Source organism: Paenibacillus sp. JT22N7 (assembly GCF_059383875.1).
In genome coordinates, this window is record NZ_JBXENY010000009.1 from 85,843 (window position 1) to 107,803 (window position 21,961).

The 21,961-nt window shown below is 53.3% G+C and carries 18 protein-coding genes and 1 CRISPR repeat array (1 of these 19 cut by a window edge); all 18 genes read right to left on the reverse strand.

Annotation, left to right across the window (positions count from 1 at the left end; genetic code table 11):
* Positions 1-32: 32 nt before the first annotated feature.
* The 18 genes from AC50Y5_RS22975 to AC50Y5_RS23060 all read right to left on the reverse strand — a co-directional run bounded on the left by AC50Y5_RS22975 (position 33) and on the right by AC50Y5_RS23060 (position 21,421).
* Complete coding sequence (locus AC50Y5_RS22975) at positions 33-1,175, reverse strand: DUF3900 domain-containing protein (protein ID WP_081418922.1); 1,143 nt, start codon at positions 1,173-1,175, stop codon at positions 33-35.
* 2 nt (positions 1,176-1,177) lie between these two features.
* Entirely contained in the window at positions 1,178-2,284 is a 1,107-nt protein-coding gene (locus tag AC50Y5_RS22980) for a nitric oxide synthase oxygenase (protein WP_494863916.1), read from the reverse strand.
* Positions 2,285-2,487: 203 nt separating this feature from the next.
* A complete protein-coding gene (locus tag AC50Y5_RS22985; RefSeq protein WP_056037989.1) occupies positions 2,488-2,940 on the reverse strand; it encodes a disulfide oxidoreductase in 453 nt (150 codons plus the stop codon).
* A 32-nt stretch (positions 2,941-2,972) separates the two neighbouring features.
* Complete coding sequence (locus AC50Y5_RS22990) at positions 2,973-3,665, reverse strand: DsbA family protein (RefSeq protein ID WP_056037992.1); 693 nt, start codon at positions 3,663-3,665, stop codon at positions 2,973-2,975.
* Between the two features lie 107 nt (positions 3,666-3,772).
* Positions 3,773-5,872, reverse strand: a complete 2,100-nt coding sequence (locus tag AC50Y5_RS22995; RefSeq protein ID WP_494863917.1) for a HelD family protein — start codon at positions 5,870-5,872, stop codon at positions 3,773-3,775.
* 312 nt (positions 5,873-6,184) lie between these two features.
* Positions 6,185-6,478, reverse strand: coding sequence for a DUF1294 domain-containing protein (locus tag AC50Y5_RS23000; RefSeq protein ID WP_056037997.1), 294 nt, complete (start codon positions 6,476-6,478; stop codon positions 6,185-6,187).
* 46 nt (positions 6,479-6,524) lie between these two features.
* Positions 6,525-9,050, reverse strand: coding sequence for an ATP-dependent helicase HrpB (gene hrpB, locus AC50Y5_RS23005; protein ID WP_494863918.1), 2,526 nt, complete (start codon positions 9,048-9,050; stop codon positions 6,525-6,527).
* Positions 9,051-9,074: 24 nt separating this feature from the next.
* Positions 9,075-9,899, reverse strand: coding sequence for a hypothetical protein (locus tag AC50Y5_RS23010; protein ID WP_056038003.1), 825 nt, complete (start codon positions 9,897-9,899; stop codon positions 9,075-9,077).
* 66 nt (positions 9,900-9,965) lie between these two features.
* On the reverse strand, positions 9,966-11,555 hold the full coding sequence (locus AC50Y5_RS23015) for a cobyric acid synthase (RefSeq protein WP_494863919.1): 1,590 nt from the start codon (positions 11,553-11,555) through the stop codon (positions 9,966-9,968).
* A complete protein-coding gene (gene cobD, locus AC50Y5_RS23020; RefSeq protein WP_494863920.1) occupies positions 11,548-12,660 on the reverse strand; it encodes a threonine-phosphate decarboxylase CobD in 1,113 nt (370 codons plus the stop codon). The genes AC50Y5_RS23015 and cobD overlap by 8 nt, the downstream gene beginning before the upstream one ends.
* An 18-nt stretch (positions 12,661-12,678) precedes the next feature.
* Complete coding sequence (gene cobS, locus AC50Y5_RS23025; RefSeq protein ID WP_494863921.1) at positions 12,679-13,488, reverse strand: adenosylcobinamide-GDP ribazoletransferase; 810 nt, start codon at positions 13,486-13,488, stop codon at positions 12,679-12,681.
* Positions 13,470-14,450 carry an adenosylcobinamide-phosphate synthase CbiB gene (gene cbiB, locus AC50Y5_RS23030; RefSeq protein WP_494863922.1) on the reverse strand — a complete coding sequence of 327 codons (981 nt, stop codon included), beginning with the start codon at positions 14,448-14,450 and terminating at the stop codon, positions 13,470-13,472. The genes cobS and cbiB overlap by 19 nt, the downstream gene beginning before the upstream one ends.
* On the reverse strand, positions 14,447-15,052 hold the full coding sequence (cobU, locus tag AC50Y5_RS23035) for a bifunctional adenosylcobinamide kinase/adenosylcobinamide-phosphate guanylyltransferase (RefSeq protein WP_056038018.1): 606 nt from the start codon (positions 15,050-15,052) through the stop codon (positions 14,447-14,449). The genes cbiB and cobU overlap by 4 nt, the downstream gene beginning before the upstream one ends.
* 11 nt (positions 15,053-15,063) lie before the next feature.
* A complete protein-coding gene (cobT, locus tag AC50Y5_RS23040; protein WP_494863923.1) occupies positions 15,064-16,128 on the reverse strand; it encodes a nicotinate-nucleotide--dimethylbenzimidazole phosphoribosyltransferase in 1,065 nt (354 codons plus the stop codon).
* Between the two features lie 4 nt (positions 16,129-16,132).
* Positions 16,133-16,933: an ABC transporter ATP-binding protein gene (locus AC50Y5_RS23045; protein ID WP_056039046.1), complete on the reverse strand. Its 801-nt coding sequence runs from the start codon at positions 16,931-16,933 to the stop codon at positions 16,133-16,135.
* An 8-nt stretch (positions 16,934-16,941) separates the two neighbouring features.
* The gene (locus tag AC50Y5_RS23050) at positions 16,942-17,976 is read right to left on the reverse strand and encodes a FecCD family ABC transporter permease (RefSeq protein ID WP_494863924.1); all 1,035 of its coding nucleotides are present in this window, start codon (positions 17,974-17,976) and stop codon (positions 16,942-16,944) included.
* Between the two features lie 3 nt (positions 17,977-17,979).
* Positions 17,980-18,957 carry an ABC transporter substrate-binding protein gene (locus AC50Y5_RS23055; RefSeq protein WP_235533217.1) on the reverse strand — a complete coding sequence of 326 codons (978 nt, stop codon included), beginning with the start codon at positions 18,955-18,957 and terminating at the stop codon, positions 17,980-17,982.
* 193 nt (positions 18,958-19,150) lie between these two features.
* Entirely contained in the window at positions 19,151-21,421 is a 2,271-nt protein-coding gene (locus AC50Y5_RS23060) for a heavy metal translocating P-type ATPase (protein WP_494863925.1), read from the reverse strand.
* A gap of 474 nt (positions 21,422-21,895) precedes the next feature.
* Positions 21,896-21,961: a CRISPR direct-repeat array (repeat unit 32 nt; unit sequence GTCGCACTCTATGTGAGTGCGTGGATTGAAAC); it runs 300 nt beyond the window's last position.

The following is a 21,961-nucleotide window of genomic DNA, read 5'->3' on the forward strand; positions in this document are numbered from 1 at the left end:
TTCCATATAGCTTGCCAATATGGCTGTAAATGTTATTCGCCTTCGTAATTCGGATCATTCGCTAGATCATCTGCATAACGCTGCAAATCCTCAATTGCGCTGCTCTCTTGCTTATGCGTCCCGATCTCCGGCAGCAGCTCCATCAAATCCGGCGGCTGAAGCAGCTCGATCGGCGACATCCCTTTATCAAACTGGAACGAATCCCCTTCAATGACGACAACATAACGGCCATTATGCTTGGCAAAATGCAGCGCTGTACCGAATTCGGCCAGCAGACCCTTAACCGTTACGCTGTCCAGCTTGAACGTGAATGGCAGATCTGGCTTTTGCTCCACAAGCGCTGCCGATGCCAATGTTACCTGCTCCTGTGACCAGTACTCATGAATATCGCGTTTCTCGCTGTGGGCCCATACTTCAATTGCATTTTCTTCCTCGTGGCGTTCAGTGCTCTCCGTCACGCCCTCCCACTTGTCATCCATATACTGCTGCACCATGTCCAGCAGCTGGTCGCTCATCACTTCCGGAAGCGGCTTCTCATAGGATACGTATTTGAGAAAATCCTCAAAATAGCGGGCATGCGACGCCTGATGAATTTTAAGCTCCCAATGCTCCAATATTCCCTCCTCGGGCATATGCGGATATTGAATCGACTTGATGCTGCGGGCGCTAATCGCCATTTCCACTTGCGAAATCAAATTGCGCTCATCGGAGATGCGGGCGATTTTCGGCTCAAAGTCACATTTTAGAAGGAATAAAAAGGGCTCATCAAAAAAAGTATTCAGCTTGGCTCTTGCAATAATAAAAGCACCGCCGCGCACCGCGCTCGTATCCATATAAATATGCACCAGCTCGTCTGCAATGCCAATGTAACGCTCCTTGTTGTCCGCATCACGCAGCCGCTGGAACAAATTATAGTTCTGATTGCTGCCCAGCTCATAGCCAGGCTCGACCATGAAGCGGCCGATCTTAGTCGGCGCATTTTCCGAATTCGGGTTGCGCTCTACTTTGCGCTTGACGATGCGGGCAAACTCCCCGTCCAAAAATCGCTTAATCTCACTATCTTCATAATCCTCTTCCTCCAGTGTCTGATAATGCTTGTACCGCTTGGAGGAGCTGCTGTCCTCTCCCTCAGTAACAATGACGAAAAAGGATAAATATTCCATTATAAAATCCACGTTTATGACCCTCCGCTTGTATACGCCTTTTCCTGATATAAATAAGCCGGCTTTAATTCCGTATCATCATAGCTCCGATGCCATACTGCTGTCGTTGCCGGAGACATCGGCGGTATAAGCCATGACCAGCGGCCTGTAACCGCACGTCCCTGTTCCTTCTCCTGCTTCTCAAAGCGCGTAAACTGCTCGGCAGCCGTATGATGGTCAACGATGCTGGCGCCATGCTTTTTGAACGAATGAATGACGGCCGCGTTCAGCTCTACCAGTGCACGATCTTTCCAAAGGGACGTATTCGTCGTCATATCTAATCCCATTAATCTCGCGACGACAGGCAGCTGATTGTATCGGTCCGTATCTGCCAAATTGCGCGCCCCGATTTCCGTTCCCATATACCAGCCATTAAATGGCGCTGCTGTGTAAGAGATTCCGCCGATTTCCAGCTGCATATCTGCAATGAAAGGTACCGCATACCAACGCAGGCCCAGCTCCGCAAACGACTCCAGCTCCGGATGCGACAGTGGAATTTCCAGCGCCAGCCCTTCCGGAAGCTCGTACAGCTTCGGTTCTTCTCCCTGCTTCTGAATAACAAGCGGCAGCACATCGAATCTGGTTCCCGCACCTTTCCAGCCCAATGCCTCGCAAGCCTTCGTAAAGGACAGCGATGCAGGATCGCCAATGACACCGCCAGTTCCGTCCTCATAGCCCGCATAACGAACAAGCTGATGGTTCCACAGCCGGATTTGGTACTTCTCCTGCTTCGCTGCAAAAATCGTAATCGCCGGCCGGACTTTGCCGCCATTCGTCGCATAGCGAATATGCGAAAATATCGCGTCTGCAATATCGTCTTCCTGCTGCAGCGAACGGGCGTCAAACACCTCCATCGTATGCCAAAAAAGACGGCCAATACAGCGATTGCTGTTGCGCCACGCCATTTTCGCCCCATGCTGGAGCTCTTCATATGTATGCTCATAAATACCTGTACGCTCTACTTCGGACCGGATTTCAGCAAGCCGAAGCACAACCTCCGCTTCACTTTTGCCAAGCTCTGCATAACAGGTAAAGATGAACTGCTCTGCTTCTCTATATAGCTGCTGCTCCACTTCGATCATGGTGTTCCCTACTCTCTTTATGCTTTGACATCGCTTCTTTTAAGATACCCCATTTTGCCTTCATTCGCTAGCTGATTGCTAGGAGATTAGACGATCGGTCCGACGTTTGTTCACGGCGTTGTCACTTATGCTGCATCCCGAATATGCAAAAAGCAAAGCTCCGTTTGGCGTTGTCAGCCTCGGAGCTTTGCTTGGGAATACAGCTAGTTTTCGTTTGCTTCTTGATCATTGCTTTGGCGAGCCAACAGCAGAAACACGATAATAAGCACAAATGCGATCATGGACATCATCGGAATCGTCAGAAAGCCAAACCAGTTCAAATAATCAAAATTGCACGGGATGCCAGAGCGGCAAGGCACCAGCTCGCCCACCTTCGGAAACCAAATCTCGAAGTTATGGAAAACGGAAATTGCCAGGCCAATTATATTAATCGGCAGTAAGTATTTAACAATATTTCGGTCTCCGCGATACGTCGCAATACCTAAAATGATGACCTGCGGATACATGAATATACGCTGATACCAGCATAAATCGCAAGGCAGAAACCCTTTAATTTCACTAAAATACAAGCTTCCGCCCGTTGCGGCTAACGTAATAATCCAGGCGAAATATAAAGCGTAACGTTTCAACCACGATTCATAGGGTGGCGTTGTCATTTTTGACCGGGCTCCTTTTTAATCAAGGCCCCTTATTTTAGAGCTGCCTCGATTGTTGATTTGAGTGTTGCGTAATCGAGACTTGAAACCGCCTTGCCGTTAATAAAGACGGTAGGCGTTCCTCCGATATTCAGCGGACGAACGAGCGAATTATCGCGGTCTACCTGCTTTTGATAGGTTTTGTTCTCGATGTCGCTCTTCAGCAAATCAAAATCGATAGGAAGTTTGGCATCCTTTGCAAGCTGCACCAAATGTTCCGGCGTTGCCCATTCGATATTTTCATTCTGTTGATTATCATAAATCGCTTGGTTATAAGTCCAGAAGGCGTCATTATTTTGCTGATAGACCGCTTCCGCCGCGAGTGCCGCTGTCACGGAGTCTTTGCCGATGAACGAATAGTTCGCAAAATAAAAGGAGGCTTTGCCTGTTTCAATGTAATCTTTCTCCAGCTGAGGTTTGATTTGTTGCGAAAAATCACGGCAAACCGGGCACTTGTAATCGCCAAACTCAACGATTTTGACAGGTGCATCTACACTGCCCTGCACAGGCATTGCGGCATAGTCAAATTCAAACGGCTTGTTCTGGTTGTTAATGCCGAGTACGATGACGATGATAACCGCCAAAATACCAATCGTCAGAAAAATAAGCGAGCTGCTCGAATTTTTCTTCGGCTGCTGCCTTTGCTGCTGATTGCTGCTAGAACCTTTTTTCTTTGTTTTCGTCACTACCGCTCAAATCCTCCTCAAAAAAATACAGGTATATACATCTTGTAGCAATTTTAGTTACAAGGCCTGCTAAAGTCAAGAATTTGCGGCAAAATGCCTTAATACTGTCATAATTCTTGCACGCCTTCCGCAACGTCCGCTACTAACGTGGTAAACGAGCCTTGATAAACTAATTTTAGCTTATGAAGCGCTCTCGTACAACCAACATATAGCAGCTTGGCGTCCTGATCGGTATAAGCAAGCGCCCCGGCATCGGCAATGAGAACCGCGTCAAACTCAAGTCCTTTGGACAAATAAGCCGGCACAACGGACAAGCCGCCGCTGTATTCAGGCTGTCCTCGTTCTACGAGCGATGCTTCCACCCCCGCAGCATTCAAAGCCGCATGGATAACGGCACATTCCTCCGTCGTTCTTCCAATTACTGCGATCGTTTGATAGCTGCCGTCTGCCTGCCATTCTCGAACCGTTTGCTCCAGCATATCCATCCACTCGCTTGGCTGTGCTGGCGCAAGCTCCACGGCATCTCCGCTCCGGAATACAGGTACTGCTGCCTTGACGCCCGCCCCCATTGCACCAAGAATCCGATTGGCGAATGCGATAATTTCCATCGTGGAACGATAGCTGCGGTTCAGTTCAAAAAATCCGGTCTGTTCTTCGTCATACAGCGCCGTAAGCTCCTGCCAGCTATGAATGCCTGCATAGGCGTGGATGCCCTGCTGCAAGTCGCCCAGCACGGTCAATGACGGCGTTTGCTGGCAAAGACGCAGCGCTTCCAGCTGGAACGGCGAATAATCCTGCGCCTCGTCAATGACGATATGGTCATAAGGCGCTGTTTGCAGCCCAAACAGGCGCAAATGAATATAGGCGAGCGGCGCCAAATCCTCTGGCGCAATCTTTCCCGCTTTCAGGCGGGCAGCCGTTGCTGCCGCTATTGCTTTTGGCACCAGGCTCATCGCCTGCTTGCCTTGAAAGAATGACGCATATAGCTTCGGCGCGGTATAGGCCGGAATTTTTTTCGCTAATGCATTTAAGCGGGTCAACGCCTTGGCCCGTACTTTTTTATCATGAATGCCGCGCATTTTCAGCTCGGATTCCAGCCATCTGCGAATACGGCTGACGAATCGCTCGCGCTTGCGCATCAGCGGCTCCTCGCCATAATCGGTGCGATACCATTCAAGCATTTGCTCCGGCATAAGCACCAGCTTGTCTACAGGCTCAAATGGCTGCAAAGGCACGATGCTTTGTTCAAGCTGCTCCAGCCGCTCGTCAATCGCCTGCTTAAAATCAAGCGAGCCTTTCAAGCGTCCGGGCGCCTCCGCAATTTCCTCCGCGCTGCGATAATGCTCAAACCAATATTCTAGTGTATCGGTTTTATCATCCATTCGCACTTCAAGCTCCAATAGATCCAGCGCCCAGTCGGCAAACGTCGTTTGCTGAATATCGCCTACGCCCAGCTCCGGCAGCACGCCGGAAATATATTCGAGAAACATGCGGTTAGGCGCAAAAATAACCATACGCTCCGCCCGCATCCGATCGGCATATTGATAGAGCAAAAAAGCGAGCCGGTGCAGCGCTACCGTCGTCTTGCCGCTTCCCGCCACGCCCTGAATAAACAGCGCCTTGCTCCGTCCTGAACGAATGATCGCATCCTGCTCCTGCTGGATCGTCGAGACGATATCCCTGAGCCGATTGTCTTTATTTTCACCAAGTCGATAGAGCAAAAACTCGTCGGTGACCGATTCTTCTTCCTGACCACGGGTGAAGCTGTCTACCATCCTTACAAGCTCGCCCTGGCGAACCATCAGATTGCGCTTTAAATAGACGATCCCTTCGATTTCGCCATCAGGAGAATCATAGGTAATCGCCGCTTCACCGCCTGTAAAAGAATAAAACAAGCTGGCAATTGGGGCACGCCAGTCAATAACGATTAGCTCCTTGCCGCCCTCTCTAGCTACGCCTGCCTTGCCAATATAGAGCTCCTGCTTAGCGTCACCCGGCAGCTCCTGAAAATCAATTCTTCCAAAATACGGCTCGCGGAAAGCAATTTCCAGCCCCCGCTTCCGTTCCTCTCGTTGCAAATCGAGCATTTGCTCCGTAAAATCATCGCCTGTGTAGCGCGGGCCTATCGCGCTTAGCTGTGATTGTATTTCATCAAGCGAGCGTGCCAGACGCTCTTGCTCTTCTTGATAGGCACTTTGAACCGTCATATCAGCCAGTTACCTCCTAAGAATATAGTGGGAAAACGAACTGTCAATATACCATAGGAGAATAGCGGGAATCAACTTCTGATTTCCAATTAAGCAAAAACGACTTCGTCGTCCTTCTGGGACGTGCGAAGAGCTTTGCCCTAGAATTCTAAGCGGATATAAGGATAAAACTTATAAATTCTTAGAATTCAAGGTGAAACGGCTGTCGCCGTCCTTTGGCAGCGCGGCGCGTTTCATTCCGAGAAATATAGAGAAATTATGGCGAAATCATGCTTTCCTATATTTTAGAAAAAGCTAGCTGCGCCCGTTGAGCTATTTGAAAATCGAGATGTCGAACACATAGTGGAATACCGCTGCAAATAGAAGCAAATTCAACATGACAAGCAGCGGTATGCCAATAACGAAGGAGCGATGCTTTGTCTTGTGGCGCCATGCCCGCATTCCGGCATAGGCGCCAATAGCGCCTCCAAAAGCGCTCAAAGTAAACAGCCGTTTCTCTGGGATGCGCCTTTGCTGGCGGCGAGCGCTCTGCTTGTCGAGATACATGAGCGTAAACGTCCAGCAGTTAATCGCGAGTATAAATAAAATAAAAAGCTGCATCGACATTTTCTAGCCCTCTTTTCCTTGTTGCTATCGTTATGAATCCTGCAAGCTACTTGCGCGGCTTTACCCGATTCGTCGGCTGCGCCGCGTAAGGGTCATCCGGCCAATAATGCTTCGGATAGCGTCCTTTTAAATCCTTCTTCACTTCAAAATAAGCTTGGCTCCAAAAGCTGCCCAAATCGCGCGTCACCTGAACCGGACGCTGCGAAGGAGATAGCAGATGAAGCGTTAGCGGCAGTTTGCCCCCAGCGAGCAGAGGCGTGTCCTTCATGCCGAACAGCTCCTGAAGCCGGACAGCGATGAACGGCGCTTCCGGGTCATTGTAATCGACCGGAATGCGCGAGCCGCTTGGCACCGCTATATGCGTCGGAACCTGCTTGTCCAGCTCCTGCCGCTGCGTCCACGTGAGCATGCCTTCCAGAAGCTGCTGCATGCTGAGGCGCTGCAGGTCGGATTTGTTCTTCATCCCTTGAATATGCGGCAGCAGCCATTCGGCGAGTGATGACGTGGACAGCAGCCCCTCATCAGATACATCCGGCCAGCTGCTGTCATAGTGCCTCATCAGCCGCATACGGGCGAGCAACTGGGCTGCCTGCTTGGACATCGGCAGCAAGGCCAAGCCCTCCTGCTGCACACCCTGTGCCAGCGCCGCAGCGACGAGCTCCGCATCCGGCTTCGGCAGCGGTTTTTCCTGCAATAGGAGTGCGCCAAGCCGGACGCGCTCACGCGCCCTTACCGCTTGGGCGGACGCATCCCATTCCACGATGCGCTCCTGCCGAATTTGGTCGCGGGCCGCCGATGCCAGCTCGCCCTCCGTCAGTTCAGCCGCCAGCCGGATACGGCTTTCCGTTCCGGCGTCGTCGAGCTCCGCCGCAACCAGGTAGGCTGCGCGCGACAAGGGCTGGGCTTCCGGCAGCGCCGCGCCGCGGCCGTTCGCCAGCAAATATCTGCCGTCGCTGCGCCGCTGCGCAATGCGATCGGGATAAGCGAGCGCCAGCAGCGCGCCGCAGGACATCGCGGCGTCCTGCTGGCCCGCTCCGGCAGCCGCTGCTACGCACGCGGCCGATCCTGCTTCGCCGGCTGCTGCGCTAGCCAGCAGCCGGCTCCATTGCTGCGCCTGCGAGCGAATTCGCTGCACGGCGCCGCGATCCACCTCAGCACCGTCGCCGCGGTGCAGAGCATCCAGCCGCAGCTGCACATCCGCGCTGCGCTGCTGTGGCAGCAGGTCGCGCTCGCTTAGCAGCGCGGCCAGCTCGCAAGCACGCTCCACCGCGCCATACTGCTGCGCGCGGAGCAGCATATATCCGAGCCTCGGATGAAGCCCGAGCCTCACCATTCGCCGGCCCGACTCCGTAGGCCGGCCTAATGAATCAACAGCCTGCAGCAGCTCAAGCAGCTGCAGCGCCTGCTGATACGCGCCGATCGGCGGCGGGTCCAGCCAGCCGAGCTCCTCCGGCTGCTGGATGCCCCATACCGCAAGCTCCAGCGCGAGCGGCGCAAGATCGGCCTCCAGCATTTCCGGCTGGCTGAAGGGCTGCAAATGCATTTGCTCCTGCTCCGTCCACAGCCGGTAGCAGACGCCCGGAGCAAGCCTTCCGGCGCGCCCCCGGCGCTGGTCGGCTGACGCTTGCGATACCGCTACCGTCTCCAGCCGCGTCATGCCGGTGCGCGGTGAAAAACGCGACACCCGCATCAGCCCGGCATCGACGACGATACGCACGCCTTCAACCGTCAAGCTGGATTCGGCAATTGCCGTCGCCAGTACGACTTTACGCTTCCCCTCAGCGGACGGCTGGATCGCCTGATCCTGCGCATCCAGCGGCATCGTGCCATAAAGCTCCGCCACCTTAACGCCCTTCATCCGCTCTTCACTCGCAAGCAATGAAGCGACGCGCCGAATTTCCCCAACGCCTGGCAGAAAGACGAGCATATTCCCTTCATCAGCAGCAAGCGCCTGAAGGATCGTACTGACAACACTCGGCTCGATGCGCCCTTCCACTTTCGAGGAACGATAGATCGTCCGCACCGGAAATACTTTGCCGGCGCTCTCAATGATCGGCGCTCCGCCGAGCAGCTCCGCAACGGGGCCCGCTGCAAGCGTCGCCGACATGACGAGCAGCCTCAAATCGCTGCGCAGCAGCGCCTGCGACTGAAGGCTCAGCGCCAGCCCCAGATCGCCATGCAAATGGCGCTCATGAAATTCGTCAAATATAATAACGCCAACGTCCAGCACAGCTGGGTCCTCCTGAAGCATGCGGGTCAGCACGCCTTCCGTCACCACTTCAATGCGCGTCCGCGCACTCACCAACGCATCCAGACGAACGCGGTAGCCGACCGTGTCGCCTACCTGTTCTCCGAGCATCGCCGCCATATATTTGGCGGCAGAGCGGGCTGCAAGCCTGCGCGGCTCCAGCATCATAATTTTACGGCCGTCCAGCCAGGCCGCATCCAGCAGCGCAAGCGGCACGCGCGTCGTCTTTCCGGCTCCTGGCTCGGCGACCAGCACGGCGCCGCATCCAGCAGCCAGCACCTCAAGCAGCTCCGGCAAAACCGCATCAATCGGAAGTTGATTCATCTTTTTCTCCTCAATAAAACCGTCTTATTTCATAATGCGCAGCATTTGCACAACGGGACGGCTATCGCCTTGAAGCGTCGCCTCCGCGCTGCGCAGCTGCGAGGAGCCGTCACCATCGAGAAAGATGCCGCCGGCAAGCTTGTTGTCGCCAATCTTTTCGATAACAGCTTCGCGAAAAGCAGGCAAGCTCCCCTTCGTGCTGCTGACTACCAAATAAATATTGCCCAGCTGATCGTATACCGCAGCAGACCTTAACCGCGCGTCATCGGGAAAAGGAGCATTTTCCTGTTCCGCCTGCGCCAGCCAGCCCGCATCATTGCCGATGCTCATGCTAATGCCGCCCTGCGCCCAGAAGCGTGTATGATCCTGAACTTTAAGCTCGGATGCCTTGCTCGCGATTTGGACGCTTAGCTGATCCTTAACGCCATCCCAAACGAGCGTACCGCGGGCATATTTGGCATTTTCGCTGCCGGAGCCATATTCGCCCTGCTCTTCATTGACTGCAAGGCTGTTGACCACGGCAATGCTGAGCAGCGATTTTTCATAAAAAAATCCGCCATTTATGCCATAATACGGCGTTAACGCCACATTATTTTGCACCAATTGAGGCTTTACGTTGGCTGGCCGGGTTTTCAGAACATGCAGCATGAAGCCATTTGCCGCTTCCACAGCCGCATAGCTGTAATTAACAGGCTGCTGGGTGCCGTCGCTTGCCGCTCCGCCCTTTTGCTGCATCGACTGAATCATTCCGTAAAGCAGCAGCGCGCAAAAGGCAAGAAACGCCAGCATAATGCCTGCGATGATCCAGCTTTTTTTCTTTCCCAAACGCTGCGCAGCTTGCTCCTCCATGACCTCGCCCACTCCCTTTTCCGCTCTTTGTCTAAAGATTCCATCCTACTAGATCTGAAACGTAAGCTAACTACCCAGTTCCCCGCCCGCAGCAAGCACCTTATAAACGAGCGGCATATTCAAATGCTGGCGTGTATGCTCTGCAAGACGATCAAACGCCTCTTCGCGGTTTTCACGAAAACGAAGCTCTGCCGCAAGCGGCTCCCAGCCGCGCGCTATACGAATGTCATTCAGCCACGCCCGGCGCAAATCATCATTATGTAAAATGCCATGTATAAACGTGCCCCAAAGCCTGCCATCCACCGAGCATGCTCCTTCGCCTGCATAATCAAGCTCGCCATCTTGCAGCGGTTCTACACCAGCCAATTGGCTTCGAATGGCAAAGGGCTGGCGCAGCACGCCATGCTGGAAAATTTCTCCCATATGAATTTCATAGCCTTCAACAGGCAGCTGTTCGGTCAGCCAAGCTGCGGCAGCGCGGGCATGCCCCTCTACACGAATCGTTTTCTTCTCCCCTGCAAACTTTACGTCAAAAGGAAAAAAGCCAAAGCCCGGTGTTTCCTTATGCTCAGACTCCACACCTGCCGGATCAAGCAGCATCGCGCCAAGCATTTCATAGCCCCCGCAAATGCCAACGAGATATCCACCCTTCTCAGCGAACGCGGTTATTTGCTGGGCAAGGCCCATTTCGCGAAGCCACAGCAAATCCTCGACCGTATTTTTGCTGCCTGGCAAAATAACCGCATCAGGAGTGCCCCATTGCTCAGGCCTGTCCACAAAACGCAGCATGACGTCCGCTTCAAAGTAAAGCGGATCAGCATCGGTAAAATTGGATATGCGCGGCAGACGCAGTACGACAATATCAAGTGTATCAGGCCGCTGTTTTACTTGCTCTTCCAGCTTGCGGTCCAGCGACAGCGAATCCTCATCCTCCAGCGCAAGTCCCGGTAAAAAAGGCAATACGCCAAGCACCGGCTTGCCCGTCCGCTCCTCCAGCCAATCGACTCCGGGCTGCAGCAGTCCTACATCGCCGCGAAATTTATTAATAACGAAGCCGCATACGCGCTCGCGCTCATGCGGTTCAAGCAGCTCAAGCGTACCGACAATCGAAGCAAAAACACCGCCCCTGTCGATATCTGCCACCAGAATGACGGGCGCATCTGCCCAAGCAGCCATGCGCATATTGACAATGTCGCGATCTTTCAGATTAATTTCCGCAGGGCTGCCCGCGCCTTCCAGCACGACAATATCATGGCTGCTGCGCAGACGGGCGAGCGCCTCCCGCACGATAACGCCAGCCTGCGGCAAGTAGCTCTCCCGATATTCACGCGCGCTGAAATCGCGCAGCGGCTTCCCATGAACGACGACCTGTGAAGACATCTCCTTCGTCGGCTTCAGCAAAATCGGGTTCATATCCGTCGTCGCCAGCACGCCGCAAGCATCGGCCTGCATCCCCTGCGCCCGTCCAATTTCCTTGCCATCCCAGGTAACGTAGGAATTAAGCGACATATTTTGTGATTTGAAGGGAGCGACGGTATAACCATCCTGTCTAAAAATCCGGCACAATGCGGCTGTCACCAAGCTTTTTCCAACATCGGAAGCGGTGCCCTGCACCATAATTGTCAGCCCGGCATTGTTTTCTGATTGCTTACTCATGCTTATCCCTACTATCCTCTTTAAAATCTTCCAGGCATTGTGCCAGCGCCTCGAGCAGCTTTTCATTATCGCTGCGGAGCTTGATCGCAAAGCGGCAGTACCGGTCATCAAGTCCGACAAAATGGGAAGCATCGCGAATAAGCACCCCGCGGCTGCCCATTTCCTGCTGCAAAGCAGCAGCCGTTAGATGAGGCAGAGACGGCAGCCTTACGAGCACATAGTTGGTTTTGCTTGGCGTTACGGAAAAGCCAAGCCCCTCCAGCTGCGAAGTGAGCCAAGGCCGCTCCTCTTTAAGCCATTTCAGCGTCTCCTCTGCATATTCCGCATCCTCCAATACGCCCTCTCCAATGAGCTGCGCGAGCGAGTTGACGCTCCAAGGAACCTGCAGCAGCCGCAGCGCTGCAATCCGCTCTGGCGTACTGACCACATACCCGAGCCGAATGCCAGGAATCGCATAAAATTTAGTCATAGAACGAATGACATACAGCCTGTCATTGCTGGCAGCTTCCTTCACGAGCGAATAATCCGCTTCTTCAGGCACAAAATCCATGAAGGCTTCATCCACGACCACCGTAGCGCCGCCAGCCAGCAGCTTCTTGATGAGTGCCGGTTGAACAAGCCGGCCCGTCGGATTATTGGGCGAGCCCAGCATATAAAAAGGCTCTTCCATCTCGGTCGTCATGCTTTGGATCGCCTCTTCCGTCAGCTCAAAGCCATTTTCCGGCTTCAGCATGATCGGGGCAATGCCGCTGCTAATTTTATGAACGGCGTCGCCATATTCGCTGAAACATGGAAACGCAAGGCTCGTAATAATAGGATTTACAGCACGAACGGTCAGATCGATCAACTCTGCCGCACCATTTCCAATTAATATGCACTGCTCGTCAATGCCGTGCAGCTTCGCAAGCTTCGCCCGTAATCCGCGTACCGCAGGGTCAGGATACTTGCCAATCTGCTGGGCATAAGATAGCAGCACCCTATGAACCAAGGGGGGCGGGCCTAACGGATTCATATTGGAGCTGAAATCGACAAACTGATCAGCTGGCCGTCCGAAATTTTCCTCTGCCGTACGCAGGTCACCGCCATGTCCGTATCTTTCAAGCATGGTGCGTATTCCCCTCTTCTAATGAGTTGTCAATAATAGCAGTGCAAGCAACAATATAGCTTCAATCGCTTCATTCATGGCGCCGTAGGTGTCGCCAGTCAAGCCTCCCAGCTTGCGGACGAGCCAGAAAGACATGAATGTCCCTATCGCCATCGTCACAGCAGCAGCACCTGCCGCTGTGAAAGCTGACGTGCTGAGCGGCAATCCGAATGCCAGGCCGATCCCACAGGCTAGCAGGAAGGTCAGCACAAAACCCGACCATACATGCCGCAGCGAGGCCGCTTGGAATAAAGCGCCGATCCCTTCTCCCTCACGGGCACTCGGCCAAATGACAATCGCCGCCGCCATCCACCAGCGGCTCCACGCCGGTATTGTGACCAGCAGTGGAAGCACATAAATAGACTTTGTATTATAAAGAAGCTCATATAACACGGTGAATTTGAACAGCACCAGCAAAACCGCGGCAAGGACACCCATAGCGCCTACCCGGCTATCCTTCATAATTTCCAGCATCCGCTCTCGCGAGCGATGGCTCAGCACGCCGTCTGCCGTGTCCATCCAGCCGTCCATATGAAGCGCGCCGCTAAGCGAGAGCCACAATGCGAGCAGCAATACAGCTCCCGGCCCAGCAGGCAGCCAGCTCTGCACAGCAGCAAAGCCTAGCATAATCATACCGCCAATCATGCTTCCCGCAATCGAAAAGTAAGATGTGCTGCGGGACAGCACCTGCGGCTCAAACGGGACGGTTAACGGTACTGGAATTCTCGTCAAAAATTGAATAGCGGCGACCAGCGCCTGAGCATGCAGCTTTAATGAACGAACAGCCATAATGCCAGCACCCCGACTACAAGTAATAGACTTACCAAATACAATAATCTAGTTGTGAAAATGATATCCCGCGCAGACAATGGACGCAAGGGCTCTCCCATACGTGCACGTTCGCTAGGCTCTCCAAAATAATAATTGAGTCCGCCCAGTTCAATACCGAGCGCACCAGCAACGGCCGATTCGGGAATGCCGCTGTTTGGGCTCGGATGGCGATGGGCAAATTTGCGAATCGCAGCGACCGAACGGCCGGCAGACATGCCCGGCAGCAGCCACGCCGAGAACGCGAGCAGAGCTCCCGTCAACCGCGCTGGTATATAGTTGAGCACATCATCGGTTCGTGCCGAGCACCAGCCAAAATCAATATACTTATCATTGCGGTAACCGACCATAGAGTCAAGCGTGTTTGTCGCCCGATAAAGCATAGCAAGCGGCGCTCCGCCTATTAATGCGAAAAAAATAGGCGATACGAGCGCATCGACTGTATTTTCCGCCACCGTTTCCACAGCAGCACGGGCAGCCTCTGATTCACCCAGCTTGTCCGTGTCCCGTCCGACAATGTAGCCGACATATTTGCGTGCATCCTCAAGGTTTCCAGCTGCAAGTGGGGTATAAACGAGCATCGCTGCCTGTTTTAACCCTTTGACCGCGATAGTCGTTGATATAAACCATATGGTCACCGCATAGCCGAGCCAAGAATGAATAAGCGAAGCGGCCGCGACAATTCCCCACATGACGCCATATGAAACGGCCAACGTTATGAGCATCAACAAGACGCCCTTTAGCTTGAGGCGCTTGGAGGATTCTTTCTTATCGCTCCTTCGCAGCCTCTGCTCCAGCCAAGCAATGAACCTGCCGATCCAAATGACAGGATGCGTAGGCCATTTTGGATCGCCAACGATCCAATCCACGACAATAGCTGCTGCAATCAGCCACAGCATGTCCGGCAAGGAATAGAAAATCATAGCTGCTCCCAGCGGAAAGCCGCTGCCTTAAGCTCAATGGGAATGCCCGCCGTTACGAGAAACACTTTATCGCAAACCGCAGCCACCCGCTGATTCAGCCTTCCTGCCTCATCGCGAAACTTTCTGCCCATTGGATAAGCAGGCACAATACCAGCCCCTACCTCATTTGTTACTAATACGAGCGGATATGGATAGGCGGCAATCGCTTCAATGAGCATTTCCGTCTGGCGATGCAGCTGCTCGTCTGCTTCTTTGCCGGGTTGTCCCGCCTGCTCCTCCGCTGCCATTAAAGCGTTCGTCAACCAAAGGGTTAGACAATCTACGAGCACAACCGGCGGCTGTTCTCCGGCTGACGCCACAGCTGCCGCAGCCTGTGCCTGCTTCTCCAGCAATTCGGCCAGGTCAAGCGGCTCCTCAACCGTCTCCCATTCAAAAACTCCCGCGCCGCGACTCTGCTGATGCCTATTTACGCGTTCAGCCATTTCTTCATCCCAAATGCGGCTTGTTGCTATATAAATGCCTTTTTTGCCAAGCCTCATCGCGAGCTGCTCAGCGAATAAGCTTTTGCCGCTGCGCGTACCGCCTGTTACTAACATTGCCATTTCAGCTTCACCTACGCTTTCGATACCCCTGCACTTTCAAAAGTGGCCATTTCCTGCATGAGCTTTAATGCAGCATCGATAAAATGGAAGCATAATACCGCACCTGTGCCTTCGCCAAGCCGCATATCCATATGAATCATTGGGCTTAATCCAACGGCTTTCAATAGCTTCGCATGACCCTGCTCATAGGAAAGATGGGACGCAATCATGCTTGGTTTTGTCTTATCAGAAATACGCGAAGCTACTAACGCTGCGACAGAGGAAATGTAGCCGTCTATAACGACCGGACAGCTGTTCGCTGCCGCTCCAATAATAACGCCTACCAGTCCAGCAATTTCAACTCCGCCCAGCTTCATCAGTACGTCGAAGGGATCCAGCTCATCAGGTGCATTAACCGCAATAGCCCGTTTAACAACCTCGACTTTATTTTTCCAAGCCTCATCATTAATGCCTGTTCCTCTGCCAACCGTTTCTTCGGGCGGAAGCCCTGTCAACACCGTCGTAATCGCAGCGCTAGCCGTCGTATTGCCGATGCCCATTTCACCTATGGCAAAGGCGCGGTAGCCTTTTTCGTAAAGCTCATCCACGACTTCTACCCCTGTCAAAATCGCTCTAATGGACTGCTCTTTCGTCATCGCAGCCTCTTTCGCCATATTAGCGGTTCCGTACATGATCTTGCGGCTTAGAAGCTTCGGATGCGCAAGCTCTGCGTTCACCCCAATATCAACGCAAAACACGTCAGCTCCCGCCTGACGGGCAAGTACGTTGACTGCTGCGCCGCCATTCAAGAAATTCAGCACCATCTGAGGGGTTACCGCTTGGGGAAATGCACTGACCCCCTCCTCGCACACCCCGTGGTCGCCAGCCATAATAATGACCGCTTTGCGCTCCATATCTGGCCAGCGCTCGCCCGAAATTCCCGCAAGCTGGCAGGCAACATCTTCAAGCTTGCCCAAACTGCCCGGCGGCTTCGTCAATTGGTCGGAATGGCGTCTTGCCGCCTCCGCTTCCTGTTCATTAAATGCCGGGATTCTCCCAATTGCGTTCGCCAGCAGCATGCAAAATTCTTCTTTCATCTTTTCATTCCAGCTCCCCATTGTTTATTCGCACATTGGGCGCAAGCAAAATTTGCGGCACCCCTGTTAACGGATGATTCATTATTGAAGCTTCAGCGCCGTATACCTCGCGAATAAGCTCCGTCGTATAAATATGCTGCGGCTTGCCCAGAGCTGCAATACTCCCCTTATGCAGCACCAGCACTTCATCGCAATATAAAGCGGCTAAATTTAGATCATGCAGCACGGTTACAACGGTAATACCCTGCTCACGCTGCCAGCTCTTTACCGTATCCAGCAATTGAATTTGGTAGCCAATATCCAAATAGGTCGTTGGTTCGTCAAGCAAAATGACATCCGCTTGCTGCACGATCACTTTTGCCAGCGCCACGCGCTGCCGTTCACCGCCGCTTAGCTCAGCCATTGTACGCTGCTCCAGGTTCTCAAGCCCCATTGCAGCAATCGCTTCATTAATAATTGGCGAGCTGTCGCCGGGCTCATTGCCGAACCAATTTTGATACGGAAAGCGTCCCATTTCAATCACTTCACGCACCGTAAAACCTACCGGAGGGAGTACGCCCTGCTGGAGCACCGCAAGCTTGCGCGCAGCCTCCTTGCGTGAATAGGCGGCAATGCTGCGCCCTGCCAGAAAAATATCACCTTGCGAAGGAGGCAATACGCCGGAAAGCAGCCGCAGTAAAGTGGATTTTCCGACGCCATTGGGGCCGATAATGCCGTATGTATACCCTTTTTCAAAGGAAAAGGTTAAGTCATTCAGCACATTTCTCCCGCGAATCGTCGTCCCGAGTTGACGCGCTTCAAGCATGATAGCCATCATCCCCCTCTTTCCAGCCGCTTGCGCCGATGCAGCAAATAAGCGAAAAATGGCGCACCGATCAGCGCCGTTACTACGCCTAGCGGAATTTCCTTCGGACTAAGCGCCATACGAGCAAGCGTATCGGCCCAGAGCACAAATATGCCGCCGCCAAATGCAGATAGCGGAATAAGCAAGCGGTAATCCGGCCCAACGATCAAGCGAATCACATGCGGTACGACGAGGCCAACGAAACCAATGACGCCCGCTACCGATACGGCAGCCGCTGTGAGCAGCGTCGAGCAGGCCAGCACGACCAGCTTCGTACGCTCTACCCGAATGCCCAAATGCGCCGCCTGCCCCTCGCCAAGCAGAAAAACATTCAAATGCTGCGCATAAGCGATCAGCACAATGACGCCAATAATGAGGAACGGAATCAGCATATAGACGTTCGCCCAGCTTTTCATCGCCAGCGAGCCCATGAGCCAAAATAAAATCTGGTTCACTACGCTGTTGGACAGCGAAACCATAAACGATACGAAAGCTCCGAGGAACGCCTGGATAATAACGCCGGATAATATAAGCGTTTCCAACTGCAGCCCCTCAGAGCTGCGCGCCAGCCAGAAAACGACCAATAACGTCGTAATTCCGGTTATGAAAGCGACGATTGGAATGGTCCAAATGCCAACTGCCGCCTGATAGCCGAATAAAATCAATGCCGCAGCGCCAACCGAGCTGCCGGAAGCAACCCCGAGCGTATAAGGATCGGCCAGCGGATTGCGCAGCACGCCTTGAAAACCGCTGCCTGCCAGTGCCAGACATGCGCCTACAAGCACCGCAAGCAGCACACGGGACAGCCTGACCTGGGTCACAATTGCAATTTCTCCTTCACTCCAGCTAACGGGCTGATCTCTAAGCCATGGCAGCTGGTGCAGCAAAATACCCCACACATCGGTAAAGGAAATGCCTGCTGAGCCAATCGACAAGCTCGCGATAATAGAAACAGCAAGAAGGAGCACTGCTGCTCCTCCATAGCCTAGCCATTGATGTCTCATCCGCTATTTAACGAGGTCTGGATGAACAGCCTTCGCCAGATCAAGCAAACCGTCGGCAAGCCGCGGTCCTACACGCACGAGCGGATCTTCCGCAACCGCGATAACCTGCTTGTTTTTCACCGCGTCAATGACGTTCCAGCCTGCCCGGCTGTCCATCGCTGCAACGATGGGGTTCGGTTTTACCTTCATATCCGGATAGATGATGATTTCCGGATTTTGCTTAACGATCTCTTCGGCGCTGACTTCATACCAGCCTTCTTTCGAGCCGGCCACATTGGTACCGCCTGCCATCGTCAGCAGCTCATCCAAAAACGTACCCGATCCTGCTGTATAGCCAGGGCTGAACTCCAAATACACCTTTTTCGCAGGCGCATCCTTCACCGCATTCATAACCTGATTCATGACGTCGCGCATATGTCCCGCAACGGTCTCGGCATCCTTCACCCGGTTCAAAATTTGGCCGACCGCCTCAATATGGGCAATCGTTTCGCCATACGTTTTCGGATCGGAGGCAAATACCGGAATATTCAATTCACGCAGCTTGGCAATCGCATCGCCATTCATGCTGGAGGATGCCAGCACAAGGTCCGGGTTCAGCTTCACGACAGCTTCTATATTAGTCGTCATATCGCCAATTTTCTCAATATCATTCGCTTCTTCCGGATAGTTGCTGTACTGATCCACGCCGACTACTTGCTTGCCTGCTCCTACAGCAAACACAACTTCGGTTTCGCTTGGCACAAGCGTTACAATTTTTTCAGGCGCTTGCTCGAAGGTCAGCTTAGTATCCATTCCATCGGTTACGGTGAGCGGATATGCGGCGCCTGTCTCGGCGGATGGAGATGCAGAAGGTGCGACAGATGGTGCAGCAGATTCCTTATTATTGTTTACCGCACTGCCGCAAGCGGCAAGCAGCGTTAGCGTTGCTATAAGCCAAATGGCAAGGCTTGTTTTCAGCATATGGTTCATTTTAACTTTCATTAATCGTATACACTCCTCTAAAATGGTATGTTCTCTCCATGCGGAGGGATGCTTCAGGCAAATCAGGCATAAAAAAAGCATTCACGGCAGCTGTGCCGAAAATGCGGTATCCCTGCTTGGCGCTGGCCCTCATCATTATGTAGGTTAGACGTAGTAACTATACCATCGTTTTTCCGTATTTGTCCACCTCACGCTAAGCAGCAAGCTGCTTGTGCCGCCGCAAAATATAGCTCAGCCGCATCGCATTTCCAACTACAGACACGGAGCTCAGCGCCATCGCTGCCCCTGCCATCCATGGTTCTAGCAGACCGAAGGCGGCAAACGGCACAATACTGCTGTTATATAGGAAGGCAAGCAGCAAGTTCTGCTTAATATTGCGCACCGTCAGCCGGCTGATGCCCAGCGCATCAACAATCGCGGTCATACGCGGCTGAAGCAGCGTTAAATGTCCGGCGGCGAGCGCCGCTTCCGTGCCATTGCCCATCGCAATGCCCACGTCGGCAGCAGCAAGCGCAGGTGCATCATTCCAGCCGTCGCCAGCCATGCCGACACGTTTGCCCGAACGTTTAAGCTGCTCTACCAGCTCCAGCTTCTGCTCTGGCAGCAATCCGGCGAATACTTGCGTAATGCCTGCTTGGCGGGCTGCATTATGAGCAGGACTTTGGTGGTCGCCTGTTGCCAGCATCACTTGCAGTCCATAACGTTGAAGCTGCTGAACGGCAGCAAATGAATGAGGTTTAACCCGATCTGCAAGCGAAATAGCCCCGATGAGCAGGCCATTTGCCGCTACATATAGCAGTGTTTCTCCTCTTTTTTCCCGTTCTGTGCAAAAAGCAGCTAAAGCTGCGGCGACCTCCGCATTCGCTTTCCACTGTTCGGCTTTGGCAAAGGTTGCATTTCCGACGGTTATTCGCCTTCGCTCCACTACCGCTTGAACGCCTTTGCCGGGAAAATAAACCATTTCTGACCCGCTTGGCGGCGTCAACCCGATTCGCCCCGCTTCACGCCCTATCGCTTGCCCTAGCGGATGCGTGGAACCTGCTTCAGCGGCAGCGGCCAAACGCAGCACGGCTGAACGCGTCTGATTTGGCGCAGCCCATACGGCGCTAACCTGCGGGCTACCCTCGGTGAGCGTACCGGTTTTGTCCAGCAGCAGCGTATTAAGCCGGGCGAGCCGCTCCAGCGCCCCGCCTTGTTTCAGCACAATGCCCTGCTTCGCCAGGCGGCCAGAAGCAATGACCAGTGAAATAGGCGCGGCCAGACCTAGTGCACATGGACAGGCGGCGAGCATAACGGCGACCCCGCAGCGGAAAGCTTGATGCCAATTGCCGGGGTCCAGGAGCACCAGCCAAAGCATGAAGGTGAAAGCCGAAAGGGCGAGCATCGCCGGAACAAACCAAGCGGCCACCCGGTCCACCTGCTGCTGAATCGCAGATTTGGAGCGCTGCGCCTGACGAAGCAGCTCGCTAATCCGGCTGAGCAACGTCGCATGTCCCGCAGCGGTTGTACGGATGCGTTGCATCGCTCCCACATTCGTTGTTCCTGCCCAAATTCGGTCTCCCGCCCGTTTAACGACCGGCAAGCTTTCTCCTGTCAGCAGCGATTCATCCAATTCGGTTTCCCCGCTCGTTAAAACGCCGTCAACCGGGACCGTCTCACCTGTGGCAATGCGCACGATTTCGCCTTCCCGTACGAAAGCGGTCTGTACATTAACCCACTGGCCTGCCCGTTCTACAGTTGCGGTTTGCACCTCCAATTGGCTGTACCCGCCCGCCTCATCCTGCGCCCGCGATGCAGCTGTCATCTCCAAATATTTGCCGAGCAGCACTGCGCTGATAACGACAGCAGAGGTTTCAAAATAAAGCGGCAGCGTATGTTCAGCAGCAAGCGTTTTTCCAGTCGGAAGGCTGGAAAAAACAATATAATGGCTGTATAAATAAGCGGCAGACGTTCCTGCCGCTACCAAAACGTCCATATTCGCTGCACGCGAACGCAGCGCTTGGTAAGCTCCAATATAAAAAGGCAGCCCAATGACGAATTGAACGATGGTAGCTAACGCGAGCTGCAGCCATGGATGCAGCAGCCAAGCCGGAATGGGGAGCCCGCTTAACAGGGGCAGATGCTGGGTCATTCCAGCAAGCAGAGGCAGTGTAAGCAGCAGCGAGATCATAAGCCGGAGGCCAAGAGCGCTGCGTTCCTGCTTCCACTGTTTTTTGCTGTGCTCAGCTGCCGAAGCTTGAAAGCCGATGTGACCGATTTTCGCCATAATCTCCTCAGACCGCAAGCTTTCAGGCACAAATTGTACCCAAGCCGATCTTGCGGGATAGCTGACCGCGACCGATTGAACACCCTCCATTTTGCCCACGGCTTTCTCGATTCGCGCGGCGCAAGCTGTACAGCTCATGCCGCCCACTGCATATTGCAAAGTCACACTATTTTCACTATCATTATTCCGCTGCTCCAATCGCACACCCGCCCTTTCGCCTTTCAATTACACCAGCCGCCGCCATATTCAAAGATCATTTCATATTGATTTATAGCCTTTGTATCATCATATGTTCGGGAGGGGGCTGACATGTGTACAGGCAGAGGTTAGCCATATGGATCAAGCGTAAAGAGGGTGTGAGCAGGTATGAGCAGGCGTTGCCGACTTTTGACGACAGCTCTTATATAGGGTAGAGATAGAAGCTATATTATTCGCGTAAATAAGTATTCTTGTTTCGTTCTATAAGCCTAATTATCCGTGGCTGTATTTTTGGTGCGAATGTAAAGCTCACATAAAAACCCTAGGTCACTCGCACCTCATATTTTGTCGATTCAAGTCGAAAACGTGCTATTCAAGTAAAAGTCAATACCTCAGTCCATTATTCTTGCTTTGTTTTTATTGAAAAAATGCAGCATTAATGCCATTATGGAATTAATTATGCATTTTTTCGCTGTCGCACTCTATGTGAGTGCGTGGATTGAAACGCCTGTGTGATTGTCATACCTGCTGTTACATCCG